Origin of the sequence: Tahibacter amnicola (assembly GCF_025398735.1) — a bacterium.
Classification (GTDB): Bacteria; Pseudomonadota; Gammaproteobacteria; order Xanthomonadales; family Rhodanobacteraceae; genus Tahibacter; species Tahibacter amnicola.
Genome location: NZ_CP104694.1, coordinates 4553853 through 4569466, shown reverse-complemented (window position 1 = coordinate 4569466; position 15614 = coordinate 4553853). Strand labels below are relative to the sequence as shown.

Below are 15614 nucleotides of genomic sequence, written 5' to 3'. Positions count from 1 at the left end.
ATCAGCTAGAATTCAAAAGGATATTGTCCGCTAACCCCGTATTTCTGCGTGAGTTTGGTGCTACCATCGCGCGCGGTGCCGGGATTCGATTTTCTTACAATTTGGAGTATTTGACATGGCGCTGGAGCGCACCCTGTCCATCATCAAGCCCGATGCCGTCGCCAAGAACGTGATCGGCGAGATCTACTCGCGTTTCGAGAAGGCCGGCCTCAAGGTCGTCGCCGCGAAAATGAAGCAGCTGTCGCGCAAGGAAGCCGAGGGCTTCTACGCGGTGCACCGCGAGCGTCCGTTCTTCAATGCCCTGGTTGAATTCATGATCTCCGGCCCGGTGATGATCCAGGCCCTCGAAGGCGAGAACGCCGTTCTCAAGAACCGCGACCTGATGGGCGCCACCGATCCGAAGAAGGCCGAAGCCGGCACCATCCGCGCCGATTTCGCTGACTCGATCGACGCAAACGCGGTGCACGGTTCCGACGCTGCCGAAACGGCCGCGGTCGAGATCGCCTACTTCTTCTCCACCACTGAGCTCTGCCCGCGTTGAGGGATGTACTGGTGACGACGGTGAAACCCAACCTGTTCGATTTTGATCGCAAGGGACTGCGAGAACTCTTTGCGTCCCTCGGCGAGAAGCCCTACCGGGCCGACCAGGTGATGAAATGGATGTATCACCGTCATGTCACCGACTTCGGTGGAATGACCGATGTCGGCAAGGCGCTGCGCGACAAGCTCAGCGCCGCCGTCGACATCGTGCCGCCCAAGACCCTCTTCGAGAAGCAGTCCTCCGATGCCACCCACAAGTGGCTGATCGGCATGGATGGCGGCAACGCCATCGAGACCGTCTTCATCCCCGAGGCGACGCGCGGCACGCTGTGCGTCTCCTCCCAGGTGGGCTGCGGCCTCAACTGCCAGTTCTGTTCCACGGCCACCCAGGGCTTCAACCGCAACCTGTCGACGGCCGAGATCGTCGGCCAGGTCTGGGTTGCCGCCAAGCACCTGGGCAATGTGCCGCACCACCAGCGCAAGCTCACCAATGTCGTCATGATGGGCATGGGTGAGCCGCTGCTCAATTTCGACAACGTCGTGCGCGCCATGAGCGTCATGCGCGATGACCTCGGATTCGGCCTTGCCAACAAGCGCGTCACGCTGTCCACGGCAGGCCTCGTTCCGATGATCGACCGGCTGAGCGAAGAGAGCGACGTCTCGCTCGCGGTGTCGCTGCATGCCCCCAATGACGAGCTGCGCACCGAGCTGGTGCCGCTCAACAAGAAGTACCCGATTGCCGAGCTGCTGGCGTCCTGCCAGCGCTACGCCGCGCGCCGTCCGCGCACGTCGATCACGTTCGAATACACCATGCTCAAGGACGTGAACGACAAACCCGAGCACGCGCGACAGCTGGTCAAGCTGATGCGCAAGGTGCCGTCCAAGGTCAACCTGATTCCTTTTAATCCCTTCACCGGCACGCGTTTCGAGCGCTCCGATGAAGCCGTCATTCGCTCGTTCCAGAAGATCCTGCTCGACGCTGGGGTACTGACCACGGTTCGCCGCACGCGCGGCGACGACATCGATGCTGCCTGTGGCCAGCTGAAGGGCCAGGTGCTCGACCGCACGCGCCGCCAGGCCGAATTCCGGCGCTCGCTGGAAAAAGGGCAGGCTGATGCCGCGTAAGTTCGCCCTGGCGCTCCTCCTGACCATGCTTGCCGTCGATGCGTCGGCGGCGGGGTCCCGGTCCAAGTCGGCGGAGAAAGCACGCGCTGCGGCAGAGGTCAACGTCAGCCTCGGCCAGCGCTACCTGGAACAGGGCAAGCTCGAACTCGCGTTGGAAAAACTGCAGAAGGCGCTCGAATACGATGCGTCCAATACCAACGCGCACACCGTGATCGCCGTCCTGTACGAGCGCATCAACGACCCGAAACGGGCCGAGCAGCACTATCGCCGGGCGTCCGAGTTGTCGCCCAAGCTGGGCGCCGTGAACAACAACTACGGCGCCTTTCTGTGCCGTTCGGGCAAGCTGGATGACGCGGCGCGCTACTTCGAAAAGGCGCTGGCCGATCCGTTCTACAAGACGCCCGACGTCGCGCGCACCAACGCAGGAACCTGCTACCTCCAGGGTGAGCGCCTTGATCCGGCGGAGCAGCAGTTCCGCAAGGCGCTGGAGATCAACCCGACCAATGCCGAGGCGCTGTACCAGCTGGCGCGCGTGCTGTTCCAGAAAAATGACTACCTGCGTGCCCGGGCCTTCCTGCAGCGATTCGATGCGCTGGGGCAGGCCAGTCCCGATGCGCTGCTGCTGGGGCGCGACATCGAGGAGAAACTGGGAAATACGCGTGAAGCCAACGAATATACCAAACGCCTCAAGACCGAGTTCCCGGATTCGACCCAGGCCAGAGAACTCGAATCGAGCACTCCGTCATGAAACGACGGAGTAAACCCAAGCAAGCTGGCACCGCGGCCTCCGCCAACGATCCGCCAGCAAGCCCACTGCACGCGAGCCCTGAACCAGCCCCAGTTGGCCCAGCCAGCCAACTCCCTCTCGACCTCGCCGAAGAATCGTTGCCGATGACCGCCAACCCGCACGACGACAACCGCAGTGACGATGTGGCAAGCGATATGTCCCTGGCCGTAGATGTGCAGAGCAACGAGCCTGCCTCGCCGGAAGATCCCCGCGACGTCGACCACGGTCGCGAGTTGTTCGTCATGCCGGCATCGACCACCTCGGTGGAAGTTGCTCCCAGCCTTGGCTCGCGCCTGCGCGCCGCGCGTGAAGCCCGCGGCTGGACCGTCGACGAAGCCGCGTTGAAATTGCGCCTGCCGCAGCGCGTGCTTGCGACGCTGGAGCGTGGCGATTTCGAGCGCATCGAACACGACGTGTACCTGCGTGGCTACCTCGCCAGCTACGCCCGCCTGCTCGGCGTTCCGACGACCGACGTCGACAGCCTGCTGCGTGACCGGGGGCAGAACCAGCCGGCCCTCGTGGCCACTGGCCGGATCTCGCGCTCTCGCTATCTATACGAACGGTATTCGGTTCCCGCCGTCTATGTCGTGCTGACCGGCCTGATCGTCGCGCCAGCCGTGTGGCTGGCCAGCCATGGCCGGTTCGAGCAGAACCTTGCGCGTCTGGCGCCGCTGGACGACAAACCCGCCCGCGTGGAACAACCGGTTGTGACGACCCCCGGTCCGACGCCGGGTGCGACTGTGCCGCTCGATGCCCCCAGCACCGCGGAGGCTGCTCCGCCGGCCACGTCGATGGTGGATACCGTGCCGCCTGCCGCTGAGTCGGCGGCGCCCGCGCAGCCATCGCCGCGCGTCGAGTCGCCGCTGATGGCCTCGATGGTTCCTTCCATAAAGCACGAGCCGATGCCGGCTGCGCCAGCTGGCAGCCACCGGGTTCAGCTCAAGCTCAAGGACGCCAGCTGGGTTGAGCTGGTGGGAGCGGACGGCCGCAAGCTGGAATACGGTTTGCTGGCAGCGGGTACGGAAAAGTCCTATACCACCGACCAGATCGTCAGTATCCGTCTGGGCAATGCGATCGGGGCCGAGCTGGTCGTGGACGGAAAGCCCGTTGATCTCGCGGCGTTCCGCCGTTCCAACGTGGCGCACCTGAAGCTGGTGGGCGGCGCTGCCCAGGCGCCGACAGTCACGTCGGATAACTGAACACCAAACGGCTGCCGCCGGTACCCCGCGTCCGCGGCCTCTGCTTCCTGTTACTCTACGCCGCCCCTGCCGATGGCCGGGGGCAAGTGCGGTGTTCCCTCGTCAGCGAGCGTGCACCGCCGGGCCTGTCCGCACGGCATCCCCTGGAGCCTCCGGCTCGCGCCGACGGACGCGGATTTACTTTCTAGAACTGACTCGCCATCCGGCGGGCGTGGAACGGATATCGCAACATGGCTTTCGACCAACTCGACGAACACGAACAAGGCGAAATAGTCCGCAAATGGATGCGCGAAAACTACGCATCGATCGCGGTCGGGATTGTCCTGGGCCTGCTGCTGGTTTTCGGCCTGCATCAGTACTGGGGCCACCAGGCGCTCAGCAAGGCGCGTGCGGCGGAAGAATTTCGTCTGTTCACCACCGCCCTCGAGGCAAAGAACGACGAGATGGCCAAAGCCGCCGCCGGTCGTATCGAACGCGACTTCGGCAAGTCTGCCTATGCGGTGCTGACCTTGCTGCGTGAAGCGAACAATGCGGTGACGAAGAAAGATCTCGCCACAGCGGAAACCCAGCTCCAGAGCGCCTTGGACAAAGCATCCTCGGACGCGATGAAAACCCTGGTCGGCCAGCGACTGGCCCGGGTCAAGGTGGCGATGGACAAGGGCCAGGATGCGCTCGCCCTGCTCGACAAGCTCCCGGCAGGCGCCTACGCCGCGGCGATCGCCGAGCTGCGCGGCGATATCCTCGTTGCCCTGGGCAAGCGCGACGAAGCGCGCACGGCCTACCAGGCGTCGATTGACGCACTGGACGCCACCGCCCCGAACCGCGCAACGCTTGAGATGAAGCGTGATGACCTGCTCCAGCCGGGTGCATCTGCATCGGCGACGGAGACCAAAAGCTCATGAAGAAAGCCGCGTTGATTCTTCCCTTCGCCATCAGCGTGGGGTTGCTCGGTGGCTGCGACTGGATGAAAGATCGCTCCACCAAGAAAGAAAACATCGCCGCTCCGAAGGAGTTGCGTGAACTGACACCGACGCTCAGCGTGACCGAGCTGTGGACCAAGGGCACCGGCAAAGGCGCTGGCAAGTCAGGCGTGCGTATTCGTCCGGCTGTCGCGGACGGGAAGCTGTACGCCGCCGGCGTCGACGGCGAGATCACGGCGATCGACGCCGCTTCCGGGCGCACCCTCTGGAACGAAGACTTCAAGCTGCGCTTTACCGGTGGTCCTGGTGTTAGCGGTGACCTGCTCGTGATCGGCGGACTGGACGGCGACGTTCTTGCCCTCGACGCCAGTACGGGCAAGGAACGCTGGCGCGCCCGGGTTTCGGCCGAAGTCATCACTGCACCGGCAATCGGCGACGGCCTTGCCGTGGTCCGCTGCAACGACGGCCGCATCTACGCCTTTGATGTTGCCGATGGCAAGCAGCGCTGGATCTACGACCGTCCCACCGTTCCGCTCCTGAGCCTGCGCGGCAACAGTGCGCCCGTCATCAACAACGGCCTCGTGCTCTCGGGCACGGACGCCGGCAAGGTGGTGGCGTTGCGCCTGAGCGACGGGGCCCCGGTCTGGGAACAGGCCCTGGCCGCCAGCGAAGGCCGCAGTGAAGTGGAGCGCCTGAGCGACGCCGACGGCACCCTGGCGGTGGAATCGGATGTCGTCTTCGGCGTTGCCAATCATGGCCAGGTGGTGGCCCTTGGCGCGGCCAACGGCCGTCCGTTGTGGAATCGCCCGCTGTCGAGCTACACCAACGTCGACGTATCGGCGAGCCAGGTCTACGCCGTGGACGAAGAATCCCAGGTCTGGGCGCTGGACCGCACCAGCGGTTCCTCGATGTGGAAACAGGACGCCTTCCAGCATCGCTGGCTCAGCGGCCCGGCGGTCCAGGGCGGTTACGTGGTCGTGGGCGACCTGGAAGGCTTCGTCCATTGGCTGGCAATCGCCGATGGCACCGAAGTGGCCCGCGAGCGCCTGTCCAAGGACCCGATCCGGGCAACCCCCGTTGTGTCCGGTGACGTGGTCTACGTGGAAGACGTGGAAGGCAAGCTTGGCGCCTATCGCGCCCAGCTCTGATCCGGGTCAAGCCTGACAACTTCGGATACCGCGGCAGATCGCGGTATCCTTTCTCTGTAGCTGGAAGGGGCTCGCGTCGGGCCCCTTCGTTTTCTTCACCGACATCCGCGCTCCAGCGCCCCGTCGGTCCATCGTGGCAGGCACCCGCATCGCGCCGGTGCGCCACACGAAACAGGTCCTGCGCATGTTGCCCGTCGTCGCTCTCGTCGGTCGTCCCAATGTCGGCAAGTCGACACTCTTCAATGTGCTCACCCGCACCCGCGACGCCCTGGTCGCCGACCAACCGGGCCTCACCCGCGACCGTCACTACGGTATTTGCCATCACGGTTCGCGGCCGTTTGTGGTCGTGGATACCGGCGGTCTTTCCGGGGAAGACGAGGGCATCGATGTCCTCATGGCCAGGCAGGTGCAACTGGCCATCGGCGAGGCGACGATCGTCGTTTTCGTCACGGACGCGCGCGCGGGCCTGATGGCGCAGGATCGCGAGATCCTCGGCGACCTGCGCAAACGCGGCAAACCCTTCGTCGTTGCCGTCAACAAGACCGATGGCCTCGATGAACACGCCAGCCTGGCCGACTTCGCCGCGTTGGGCGTGGATCGGCTCGTCCCGCTCGCCGCTTCGCACGGTCGTGGCGTCGACGGCCTGATGAATGCCATCGAGCCGCACCTGCCTGACGAAGCGCCCGAGGAAGTCCCCGCGACGGAAGAGGGCATCCGCGTCGCGATCGTCGGTCGCCCGAACGTGGGCAAGTCCACCCTGGTCAACCGCCTGCTGGGTGAAGACCGGGTGGTCGTTTCCGATATTGCCGGCACCACGCGCGACTCCATCCGCGTGCCGATCGAGCGCGACGGCAAGCGTTACACACTGATCGACACGGCCGGCGTCCGTCGCCGCGCCCGCGTCGAAGAAGCGATCGAGAAATTCAGCATCATCAAGACGCTGCAGTCGATCGCCGCGGCGCAGGTCGTGATCCTGCTGCTGGATGCCTCCGAAGGCGTGTCCGAGCAGGACGCCACGCTGATCGGGCACGTCCTCAATGAATCGCGTGCCCTGGTCGTTGTCGCCAACAAATGGGACAACCTCACCAAGTACCAGCGCGAGCAATGCGAAGTCTCGCTCGAGCGACGGCTGGACTTCGTGCAGTGGGCCGAGCGCATCTTCATCTCCGCCAAGCATGGCTCGGGTCTGCGCGAACTGATGAAAGCCGTCGATCGCGCCTACGCGTCCGCGATCAAGAAATTCAGCTCTTCGGAACTCAATCGCGCGCTCGAAACGGCCTACCAGTCGTACCAGCCACCGCTGGTCCGCGGCCATGCGCCCAAGTTGCGCTACGCGCACCCAGGTGGCACCAACCCGCCGACCGTGGTCATCCATGGCTCACGCACCAAACATCTGGCCGACAGCTACAAGCGCTACCTGGAGAACTTTTTCCGCAAGCGCTTCAAACTGGTCGGCACGCCGCTGCGGCTGGAGTTCCGCGACGGCGAAAATCCGTTTGCCGGGCGCAAGAACGAGCTGACCGACAGCCAGCAGCGCAAACGCCAGCGGATGATCCGGCGCGCCAAGAAGCAGTGACGACGACGCCAGCCGAGCCCCGGGGCGGAGTGACCGCCGCCATCCTGGCGGGGGGCGCCGGCAGCCGGTTCGGTGGGCAGGACAAGGGACTGGTCGACCTGTGTGGTCGCCCGCTGGTGCATTGGGTCACCCAGGCGCTGCGGCCACAGTGCCAGGCGCTGCTGATCGTCGCCAACCGCAACCTGGACCGCTACGCGGAGCTCGGCCCCGTCGTCGCTGACGCGCAAGCCGGTTTTCCGGGGCCACTGGAAGGCATTCGCGCCGCTCTTGGCGCAGTCCTCACACCGTGGATGCTCACCGTTCCCGTCGACTGCCCGCGTCCCGGCAGCGACCTGGCTTCGCGCCTGGCGAGCGCCGTCGTCCCGGGGTGTGCCGGCACGGTGGCGTTTGACGGCGTTCGCCGCCAGCCATTGTTCGCGCTCTACCACGTGCCCGCGCTGCGCGCCGCGGCGCTCCCGGCGCAATCGGGATCCGTGTGGCAATGGCAGGATGCGCTGGGTATCCGGGAAGTGTCCTTTGCCGATACGCCTGGCCGATTCCATAACCTGAATACGCTGGAAGAGCTGCGCGCCTTTGCGGCCAGCGCCGCAACCGGCAGCGCCCCCGCCGGCGACCAACCGTTGGGAGGAGGGAATCGATGAGTTCATCGCAGGGGGGCACCGAATCGACAGAAACGTCCCGGTTCGCCACGGGCATCAGTGTCGACGATGCGCGCGAGCGCATCCTCCGCCGGGCAGGCGGCTGCCCGCCGCGTACTGCGCAACTGACGCTGGGGCAGGCGCGTGGCCGCATCCTGGCGGTTGCGGTGCATGCCCCGCTGTCGGTTCCGCCCTTTGCCAATTCCGCGATGGACGGATTTGCAGTGCGCGGCAGCGACCTGCCGGGATTGGGCGAACGGGCCCTGCATCTGCGGGGTACCCGGCTGGCCGGTGATGGGTCACCCATTTGCGTCGAGCCGGGCGAGTGCGTCCGGGTGACGACCGGCGCGCCCGTACCGCCTGGCGCGGACACCATCGTCATCAAGGAAAACGTGCGCGTCGACGGCGACACCGTGTGGATCGCGGCCGGCGAGACCGCCGGTTCGCATGTGCGCCCGGCCGGCGAGGACTACCTCGTTGGCGATCTGGCCTTCGCACCCGGCACGGTGTTGACGCCGGCTCGGCTCGGCGTGCTGGCCTCCTTCGGGATGTCGCACGTCGAGGTGGTTGAGCCTGTGCGAGCCATCGTGCTGACCACCGGCGACGAGATCGCCGCCGCCGGATTCCCGCTGGGCCACGGACAGATCTACAACTCCAACCAGTTCACCCTGTCGGCCCTGCTCGAACAGGCCGGCGCCCAGGTGCTGCGCCACCAGCACGTCCGCGACGATCCGGAGGCGCTGCGCGTGGCGCTCCGGAACGCCGCCGCCGAGGCCGATATCGTGATCAGCTCGGGCGGCGTGTCGGCCGGGGAGGCTGATTTCCTGCCACGCCTGCTGCAGCAGGTCGGGACGGTCGATTTCTGGAAAGTGCGCATGAAACCCGGCATGCCGATGCTCTTTGGCAGCGTCGGCGAGGCCCTGGTATTCGCCCTGCCGGGTAATCCGGTATCGAGCATGGCCACCTTCCTCGCCCTGGTGCGGCCGGCGCTGGATGCCCTGGCGGGGCGCCCGCCACCACGGCCGTGGCACGCGCGGTTGTCCCGCGCTATCGTGAAGAATCACCGCCGTGCCGAATTCCAGCGTGCGCGCTGGGAAAGCCGTGGCGACGGCAGCGTGTGGGTGACGCCGTTCTTGCGCCAGGGCTCAGGGGTCCTGCGCAGCGTCGCCGAAGCCGACTGCCTGATTGTGCTGTCTGAAAGCGACGAACACCTGCCGGAAGGGTCCTGTGTCCCGATCCTTCCCCTGCCGGAGAATTGCTGATCATGCCCAGCCGCGAAGAACTGCTCACCGAATTGCGGACGCGCGTTCGCGAAGTGACGCCGGTCCAGGCCTGGGAGGCCACGCAGTCCGGTGCGGTGCTGATCGACGTGCGTGACGACGGCGAACGTTCCGCCGGCATGCCCCGCGGCGCGCTGGGTATTTCCCGCGGTTTCCTGGAGCTGCGCGTCGGCGAGCAGGTACCCGACCGGGCGACGCCCATATACGCGCTGTGCGGCAGCGGCACGCGTTCCTTGTTTGCGGCCGACACCCTGCGCCAGCTCGGCTACGCCACTGTCGCGTCCGTCGCGGGTGGCTACGCGGCGTGGCTTGCCGGCGCATTGCCGATCGAGCGCAGCGCGCTGGATACGGACAGCGCCGAACGCTATTCGCGCCATCTGCTGTTGCCGGAAGTCGGCGCCGAAGGGCAGGCGCGGCTGGCCCGGTCGACCGTGGTGCTGATCGGCGCTGGCGGCCTGGGGTCTCCGGCGGCGTACTACCTTGCCGCGGCCGGTGTTGGAAGGTTGTGCCTGGTGGATGACGACCACGTCGAGCGGTCCAATCTCCAGCGCCAGATCCTGCACGCCGATGCCCGTGTCGGGATGCTCAAGACGGAGTCGGCGCGAATGACGCTGACCGGCCTCAACCCCCGCATCCAGGTGGACGTCGTCAACGAGCGCCTGCTGGCGGGCAACGTGGAGTCGGTCCTCGCCGACGCCGACGTCGTGATCGACGGCGCGGACAATTTCCCGACCCGTTATCTTCTCAATGCCGCTTGCCTGAACCTGGGCAAGCCGCTGGTCTACGGTGCGGTGCACCGTTTCACGGGCCAGGTCAGCGTGTTTGACCCGCGTGACGCCGCGTCGCCGTGCTATCGCTGTCTATTTCCGGAACCGCCGTCAGCGGCGGAAGCACCCAATTGCGCGGAGGCGGGCGTGCTGGGCGTGCTGCCGGGCGTCATCGGCCTGCTCCAGGCGACCGAGGCGATCAAGCTCCTGCTGGGGCGGGGCGATCCCCTGGTCGGGCGGCTGCTGTGCTACGACGCATTGGCAGCCAGCTTCCGGACGCTGCGCCTGGGGCGCGATCCACAGTGTCCCGGCTGCAGCGCACCCGGGCTCGTGCCCTATGTCGATATCGAGCAGATCTGCGCGGCGCACTGAAGCGCCACGCTGTCCCTCAGCCGTGCGTTTTCTTCTGGCTGCGCTCGAACGCGGCGAGCTGCTCCGGCGTGGCGTCTTTCTGGTACCGGCTTTTCCACTCGCCGAAAGGCATGCCGTAGATGTGCTCGCGCGCCTGGTCCTTGGACAGGTCCGCGCCACGCTCGGCGGCGGCGTCGCGGTACCAGTCAGCCAGGCAGTTGCGACAGAAGCCGGCCGTGATCATCAGGTCGATGTTCTGCACATCACTGCGTTCGCGCAGATGGGCCAGGAGACGACGGAACGCGGCAGCTTCCAGTTCAGTGGTGTTCATGTCGGTGGGATCGTCCAGGGGGCAGAAGAGCGGGAATTGTAGGCCGCGAAGCCGCCTGCGAACGATTCCTCCAGCCATGTCGAGGTGTCGGGGCGGTTTGAGGCCCCCCGTCCGACCGTGGATAATGCGCGCCTTGCCCGCCGCCCTTCGGCGTCTTCGAAGCGTGGCGCATCGTATGCACTCATCTGATCGGCCGCGGGCCGGTACGGGATTTGCTAGACCATGACCGCCCGCATCCTGGACGGCAAACGCATCGCCGACGAATTGCTCGCCCGGATCCAGGCCCGGGTCGCCGAACGGGCCACCCTCGGCAAATCACGTCCCGGACTGGCTGTCGTGCTCGTTGGCAGCGACCCGGCGTCCGGCGTCTACGTGAAGAACAAGCGCAAGGCCTGCAAGCAGGTCGGCTTCCGCTCGTTCGACTACGACCTTCCCGCTGACACCAGCCAGACCGATCTCTACGCCCTGATCGACAAACTCAATGCCGACGAGAAGGTTCACGGCATCCTGGTGCAGCTGCCGTTGCCGCCGCATATCGACGCGACGGCGCTGATCAATCGCATCGATCCGCGCAAGGACGTGGATGGCTTCCACGCCGCCAATGTGGGTTCCCTCGTCCTGCGCCAACGTGGCCTGCGCCCATGCACGCCCAAGGGCGTGATGACCCTGCTGGCCCACACCGACAAACCAATCCGTGGCGAACATGCCGTCATCGTCGGCGTTTCCAACCACGTCGGCCGGCCGATGGCGCTCGAGCTGCTCCTGGCGGGCTGCACCACCACCTCCTGCCACAAATTCACGCGCGATCTCGCGGGGTTCGTTGCCCAGGCCGACATCGTCGTGGTCGCCGTCGGACGTCCAGGGCTGGTCAAGGGCGAATGGATCAAACCCGGTGCCATCGTGGTCGACATCGGCATCAACCGGCTCGACGATGGAACCCTGGTGGGCGACGTGGAATTCGATGTCGCAGCCGAGCGCGCGTCGTGGATTACGCCGGTTCCCGGCGGTGTCGGGCGGATGACCGTGGCGACGCTGATCGAGAACACCCTCGAAGCGGCCGAAACCTTCTTCGACGGACGATAATCACGTGAAGACTTCGCTCCCACGGAAGTTCGCCGGACTGTGCCTGGCCGCGGTCGCCCTGAGCGGCTGCGCCGGGATCGTCAACAAGGCGACGCAACGCTTTGCCGACAATCTCGGTACCGCCATTCTCAACGAGAACGATCCCGCCACGGTGCGCGATGGCGTGCCCGCGTACCTGCTGTTGCTCGACGCGCTGATACAGGGTGATCCGAACAATACCGGTACCCTGCTGGCCGGTGCGAAACTCTACGGCGCTTACGCTGGCGGTTTCGTGACCGAGCCCGAGCGCGGCAAGCGTCTTTCGCTCAAGGCCTTCGATTACGCCAGGCGCGCCACCTGCATTCGTTCAAAGCCGCTGTGCGATGTGCTGGCGCAGCCCTATGAAACCTTCGCGGCGGCGGTGAACAGGGCCGGGGCAAAAGAGATCGACATTTTGTACGGGCTGGGTTCTGCCTGGGCTGGCCGCATCCAGCAGGACAGTGGCGACTGGAACGCCATTGCCGATCTTCCCAAGGTGCAGCTGATCTTCGAGCGCATTCTGGCGCTCAGTCCCGACTATGAAGCGGGTGCACCGAACATGGTGATGGGGGTGCTGCACTCGCTCCGCCCCGAGTCGCTCGGCGGCAAGCCGGAACTGGGCAAGACCTATTTCGAGAAAGCCATTGCCATGTCCGGCGGCAAGAACCTCATGGCCAAGACACTCTACGCGCAGTACTACGCGCGGCTGGTGTTCGACCAGGAGCTGCACGACCGGCTTCTCAACGAAGTGATCGCCGCGCCGGCCGAGGCGCCCACGCTCACGCTGATGAACACGCTGGCGCAGGAGCGCGGAAAACTCCTGCTGCAGACCGGCAAAGATTATTTCTAGACAACCGCGTGCCGCTCGCAGGCACCGGAACGTGGAGCACATCATGAAGATCCGAAAGATGGGACGGTGGAGTCTGCTCGCGCTGGCGCTGCTGTCGGGCGTCGCATCCGCGGCGGAAGTGTTCAAGATCGCGACCGTAGCGCCGGACGGCACCGCCTGGATGCGCGAAATGCGCGCGGGTGCAGACGCGGTCAAGACGCGCACGGAAGGCCGTGTCGAGATCAAGTACTACCCGGGCGGCGTGATGGGCGATCCGGCCACGGTTCTGCGCAAGATCAAGATCGGCCAGCTGCACGGCGGCGCCTTCACCGGTGGCGAGATCTCCGGCGTGAATCCCGATGTCCAGATCTACAGCCTGCCGTTCATCTTCCGCAGCCAGGCGGAAGTCGACGCCGTCCGCGCCAAGCTGGACGAAAAGATCAAGGCTGGCTTTGAACCGAAGGGTTTCGTCGCGCTGGGTCTGTCCGGAGGCGGTTTCGCCTATATCATGAGCACGAAGCCGATCAAGAACCGCGATGACCTCAAGGCCTCCAAGGTGTGGGTGCCGCAGGGCGACTACATCGCCGAAGTGGCGTTCAAGGCGGCTGGCGTGACGCCGATCTCGCTGCCGCTCGCCGACGTGTTCACCAGCCTTCAGACCGGCCTGATCGATACGGCTGCCAACACCATGGCCGGCAGCATCGCGTTCCAGTGGCACACCAAGATCAAGCACGTGGTCGATCTGCCGGTCAGCTACGTCGTCGGCGTGCTCACCGTCGACAAGAAAGCCTTCGACAAGCTGACGCCGGATGACCAGGCCGCCGTGAAGGATGAAATGGCCAAGGCCTTCGCGCGCCTGGACAAGGTCAGCATCGAAGACAACAAGGCCGCACTGGAAACGCTGAAGGGGCAGGGCATCACGATCTATCAGCCCAGTGCCGAGGAACAGAAAACCTGGCAGACCGTCGGCCAGGACGCCTCCAGGCAACTGGAGGGCGAGAAGGCGTTTTCGGCCGAGCTGTACAAAGTGCTCAATGACGAGCTGGCGGCCGTACGCGCCAGGCAGTAACCAGGAGCCCTGTTCGTGACCGATCGCCTTCGGCGCCTTGTGACGCGTGTGCACCTGATCGAAGACTGGGTGCTGACGGCGTTCGTGCTCGTACTGGTTGTCCTGGCCGGTGCGCAGATCCTGCTGCGCAACGTGTTTGATAGCGGCTTTGCCTGGGCCGAGCCGCTGCTGCGCGCCCTGGTGCTCTGGAGCGCCATGCTTGGCGCCGTCATCGCCACGCGCGAAGACCAGCACATCGGTCTGGATTTCATCGCCCGTTTCGTCAGCGGCTGGAAGCTCCGCGTCGCGCGCTTTCTTGCGCTGGCCTTCGCCGGTGGCCTGTGCGCCGCAATGACCTGGCACAGCCTCGCCCTGGTCCAGCTGGACAAGGAAGGCGGAACGCCCGGCGTCCTGGGAATTCCCGCCTGGGGCCTGGAGCTGGTGCTGCCGATCGGTTTTGGGCTGATGGCCATCCGTTTTCTGATCCGCGCGTTCATGCCGCCCCACGACCGTCACGGTGAAGAACCGGGAGCGGCCGCATGATCTGGGTCATCGTGGGGGCGCTGTTGATCCTCGCGGCGCTCGGCGCGCCGCTGTTCGCGCTGCTCGGCGTGATCGCGTTGCTGGGTTTCAGCAGCGCAGGGCAGGAGGGTATCGCGGTGGCGGTCGAGTTCTACCGCCTCTCCGACATGCCGGCGCTGATCGCGATTCCGCTTTTCACGCTCGCCGGCTATCTGCTGGCGGAAAGCCAGACGCCCCAGCGACTGGTGCGGTTGACCAACGCCCTGGTCGGCTGGATGCCGGGTGGGCTCGCTATCGTGGCCATTCTTGCGTGCACGCTGTTCACGGCGTTTACGGGCGCCACGGGCGTCACCATCATCGCGCTCGGGGCGGTGCTGTATCCGGCGCTGCGCCAGGCGCACTACGAACAGCGTTTCACCCTGGGCCTGCTGACGGCTTCCGGCAGCCTCGGCCTGCTGCTGGTGCCTTCGATGCCGCTGATCCTCTACGGGGTCGTCGCGCAGCAGTTCCAGACCACGCCGCCGGTCACAATCGATGCGCTGTTCAAGGCCGGTGTGCTGCCGTGCCTCCTGATGGTCGTGATGCTCGGTGCGTACAGCGCCTGGCACGTGCGCAAGGTACCGCGTCCGCCCAGTGCCGGTGTGCGCGAGGTGTGGGCGGCGGTGAAAGCGGCAGCCTGGGAAATCCCGCTGCCGTTCGTGGTGCTGATCGGCATCTATTCCGGCGCGCTGGCGGCTTCCGAGGCAGCCGCGGCCACGGCGCTGTACGTGCTGGTGGTGACAGTGCTGATTCGTCGCGAAATTCCGCTGGGGCAGCTGCCGCGGGTGATTCGCCACGCGATGGTGCTGGTGGGCGGCATCCTGGTGATCCTGGGCTTCTCGTTGGCGCTGACCAACTGGCTGATCGATGCCGAGGTGCCGGACAAACTGTTCCAGTTCCTGCGCACGCAGATCCCGGAAAGCCAGCCGTTCCTGTTCCTTTTGGCCCTGAACCTGTTCCTGCTGGTCTTCGGAATGCTGCTGGAGGGTTTCCCGGCGATCATCCTGCTGGTGCCGCTCGTGTTGCCCGTTGCCCTGCGCTATGGGGTCGATCCGGTACACCTGGGCATCATTTTCCTGGCCAACCTGCAGCTGGGCATCTTCCTGCCGCCGCTGGGCATCAACCTCTATATCGCCAGCGCGCGCTTCCGCCAGCCCGTGATGACCCTGGTTCGCGCCGCCGTGCCGTTCTTCCTCATCATGCTGGCGGCGACCCTGGTGATCACCTACTGGCCAGGGCTCTCGCTCTGGCTGGCGCGATAAACCCGTGTGGCCGCGGGGGATTCCTCCGCGGCGGATCGGCGCAACGGGCCGGCCTGGTCGGGCGTCGCGGTACCATTCCGCGCTGTACGGCCAGAGCCTTCGGCATTTCAGTTTGAGCCGCGGCCGGGTTCCCGTATAATCCCGTTTTTGC

At 65.6% G+C, this 15614-nt stretch carries 16 protein-coding genes; 15 read left to right on the top strand and 1 reads right to left on the bottom strand.

Annotated features, from left to right (window positions below):
• Positions 1 to 115 precede the first annotated feature (115 nt).
• The 10 genes from ndk (at position 116) to moeB (ending at position 10352) form a co-directional block, all read left to right on the top strand.
• Positions 116 to 541 (top strand): nucleoside-diphosphate kinase, encoded by a 426-nt coding sequence (gene ndk / locus N4264_RS17860; protein WP_261693592.1) that lies wholly within the window; start codon positions 116 to 118, stop codon positions 539 to 541.
• Entirely contained in the window at positions 529 to 1665 is a 1137-nt protein-coding gene (gene rlmN, locus N4264_RS17855; RefSeq protein ID WP_261697652.1) for a dual-specificity RNA methyltransferase RlmN, read from the top strand. The genes ndk and rlmN overlap by 13 nt, the downstream gene beginning before the upstream one ends.
• Positions 1655 to 2413 (top strand): type IV pilus biogenesis/stability protein PilW, encoded by a 759-nt coding sequence (pilW, locus tag N4264_RS17850; protein WP_261693591.1) that lies wholly within the window; start codon positions 1655 to 1657, stop codon positions 2411 to 2413. Before rlmN ends, pilW begins: the two co-directional genes overlap by 11 nt.
• Before the next feature lie 143 nt (positions 2414 to 2556).
• Positions 2557 to 3651 (top strand): helix-turn-helix domain-containing protein, encoded by a 1095-nt coding sequence (locus N4264_RS17845; protein WP_261693590.1) that lies wholly within the window; start codon positions 2557 to 2559, stop codon positions 3649 to 3651.
• A 230-nt stretch (positions 3652 to 3881) separates the two neighbouring features.
• On the top strand, positions 3882 to 4553 hold the full coding sequence (locus N4264_RS17840) for a YfgM family protein (protein ID WP_261693589.1): 672 nt from the start codon (positions 3882 to 3884) through the stop codon (positions 4551 to 4553).
• Positions 4550 to 5719 (top strand): outer membrane protein assembly factor BamB, encoded by a 1170-nt coding sequence (gene bamB / locus N4264_RS17835; RefSeq protein ID WP_261693588.1) that lies wholly within the window; start codon positions 4550 to 4552, stop codon positions 5717 to 5719. Before N4264_RS17840 ends, bamB begins: the two co-directional genes overlap by 4 nt.
• A 184-nt stretch (positions 5720 to 5903) precedes the next feature.
• Positions 5904 to 7295, top strand: a complete 1392-nt coding sequence (gene der / locus N4264_RS17830; RefSeq protein ID WP_261693587.1) for a ribosome biogenesis GTPase Der — start codon at positions 5904 to 5906, stop codon at positions 7293 to 7295.
• Between the two features lie 29 nt (positions 7296 to 7324).
• On the top strand, positions 7325 to 7936 hold the full coding sequence (gene mobA, locus N4264_RS17825) for a molybdenum cofactor guanylyltransferase MobA (RefSeq protein WP_261693586.1): 612 nt from the start codon (positions 7325 to 7327) through the stop codon (positions 7934 to 7936).
• Positions 7933 to 9195, top strand: a complete 1263-nt coding sequence (locus tag N4264_RS17820) for a molybdopterin molybdotransferase MoeA (RefSeq protein ID WP_261693585.1) — start codon at positions 7933 to 7935, stop codon at positions 9193 to 9195. The genes mobA and N4264_RS17820 overlap by 4 nt, the downstream gene beginning before the upstream one ends.
• A 2-nt stretch (positions 9196 to 9197) precedes the next feature.
• Positions 9198 to 10352: a molybdopterin-synthase adenylyltransferase MoeB gene (moeB, locus tag N4264_RS17815; RefSeq protein WP_261693584.1), complete on the top strand. Its 1155-nt coding sequence runs from the start codon at positions 9198 to 9200 to the stop codon at positions 10350 to 10352.
• Between the two features lie 16 nt (positions 10353 to 10368).
• Here the strand turns inward: moeB and N4264_RS17810 are convergent, their stop codons facing one another.
• Complete coding sequence (locus tag N4264_RS17810; RefSeq protein WP_261693583.1) at positions 10369 to 10662, bottom strand: DUF1244 domain-containing protein; 294 nt, start codon at positions 10660 to 10662, stop codon at positions 10369 to 10371.
• Positions 10663 to 10884: 222 nt separating this feature from the next.
• Between N4264_RS17810 and folD the strand changes: the two genes are divergently transcribed.
• The 5 genes from folD to N4264_RS17785 are packed head-to-tail and all read left to right on the top strand — an operon-like array spanning position 10885 to position 15463.
• Positions 10885 to 11745, top strand: coding sequence for a bifunctional methylenetetrahydrofolate dehydrogenase/methenyltetrahydrofolate cyclohydrolase FolD (folD, locus tag N4264_RS17805; protein ID WP_261693582.1), 861 nt, complete (start codon positions 10885 to 10887; stop codon positions 11743 to 11745).
• Positions 11746 to 11749: 4 nt separating this feature from the next.
• On the top strand, positions 11750 to 12613 hold the full coding sequence (locus N4264_RS17800) for a TRAP transporter TatT component family protein (RefSeq protein ID WP_261693581.1): 864 nt from the start codon (positions 11750 to 11752) through the stop codon (positions 12611 to 12613).
• 43 nt (positions 12614 to 12656) lie between these two features.
• A complete protein-coding gene (locus tag N4264_RS17795) occupies positions 12657 to 13661 on the top strand; it encodes a TRAP transporter substrate-binding protein (protein WP_261693580.1) in 1005 nt (334 codons plus the stop codon).
• 15 nt (positions 13662 to 13676) lie between these two features.
• Positions 13677 to 14183, top strand: a complete 507-nt coding sequence (locus tag N4264_RS17790; RefSeq protein WP_261693579.1) for a TRAP transporter small permease — start codon at positions 13677 to 13679, stop codon at positions 14181 to 14183.
• Positions 14180 to 15463 (top strand): TRAP transporter large permease, encoded by a 1284-nt coding sequence (locus N4264_RS17785; RefSeq protein ID WP_261693578.1) that lies wholly within the window; start codon positions 14180 to 14182, stop codon positions 15461 to 15463. Before N4264_RS17790 ends, N4264_RS17785 begins: the two co-directional genes overlap by 4 nt.
• The last annotated feature ends 151 nt before the right edge of the window (positions 15464 to 15614 follow it).